Origin of the sequence: Leisingera sp. ANG-Vp (assembly GCF_000813725.1) — a bacterium.
In the GTDB taxonomy this organism is placed as follows: domain Bacteria; phylum Pseudomonadota; class Alphaproteobacteria; order Rhodobacterales; family Rhodobacteraceae; genus Leisingera.
The window spans coordinates 1-1,215 of record NZ_JWLD01000112.1 but is presented as its reverse complement, the minus strand read 5'-3'; the positions used below and the strand labels follow the sequence as shown (position 1 = coordinate 1,215).

The 1,215-nt window shown below is 62.8% G+C and carries 1 protein-coding gene; it reads right to left on the bottom strand.

The annotated features are described in order from the left end of the window. Positions 1–60: 60 nt before the first annotated feature. Positions 61–1,215 (bottom strand): elongation factor Tu (gene tuf / locus RA20_RS23870; RefSeq protein ID WP_039135181.1); only part of this gene is annotated, 1,155 nt, incomplete at its 5' end.

Below are 1,215 nucleotides of genomic sequence, written 5' to 3'. Positions count from 1 at the left end.
CGCATAGAAAAAGGGCCGCTCGGATGAGCGGCCCTTTCTATCAAGTATCAGAAGCTCTGATTACTCGATGATCTTGGACACAACGCCGGCGCCGACGGTGCGGCCGCCTTCGCGGATGGCGAAGCGCAGGCCGTCTTCCATCGCGATCGGCGCGATCAGCTCAACCGCGAACTTCAGGTTGTCGCCCGGCATCACCATCTCGGTGCCTTCCGGCAGGGTCACGGTGCCGGTCACGTCGGTGGTGCGGAAGTAGAACTGCGGACGGTAGTTCGCGAAGAACGGGGTGTGGCGGCCGCCTTCTTCTTTGGTCAGGATGTAGGCTTCGGCTTCGAACTTGGTGTGCGGAGTCACCGAGCCCGGCTTGCAGAGAACCTGGCCGCGCTCGACGGAGTCACGGTCCACACCGCGCAGCAGGGCGCCGATGTTGTCGCCTGCTTCGCCGCGGTCCAGCAGCTTGCGGAACATTTCCACGCCGGTGCAGGTGGTTTTCGAAGTGTCTTTGATGCCGACGATTTCGATTTCGTCGCCAACGTTGATCACACCGCGCTCCACACGGCCGGTCACAACGGTGCCGCGGCCGGAGATCGAGAACACGTCTTCGATCGGCATCAGGAACGGCTGGTCAACCGCACGCTCGGGGGTCGGGATGTATTCGTCCACGGCCGCCATCAGCTCTTTGATCTTCTCTTCGCCGATGTTGGCGTCGCGGCCTTCCATCGCCGCCAGCGCGGAGCCCGCGATGATCGGGATATCGTCGCCCGGGAACTCGTAGGAGGACAGCAGCTCGCGGATTTCCATTTCCACCAGCTCCAGCAGCTCTTCGTCGTCGACCTGGTCAACTTTGTTCATGAAGACAACCAGGGCCGGAACGCCGACCTGGCGGGCCAGCAGGATGTGCTCGCGGGTCTGCGGCATCGGGCCGTCGGCTGCGTTCACAACCAGGATCGCGCCGTCCATCTGGGCCGCGCCGGTGATCATGTTCTTGACGTAGTCGGCGTGGCCGGGGCAGTCGACGTGGGCGTAGTGGCGCGCGTCGGTTTCATATTCCACGTGGGCGGTGGAGATGGTGATGCCGCGGGCTTTTTCTTCCGGCGCGCCGTCGATCTGGTCGTAGGCTTTGAAGTCGCCGAAGTATTTGGTGATTGCCGCGGTCAGCGTGGTTTTGCCGTGGTCAACGTGGCCGACGGTGCCGATGTTGACGTGCGGTTTATTACG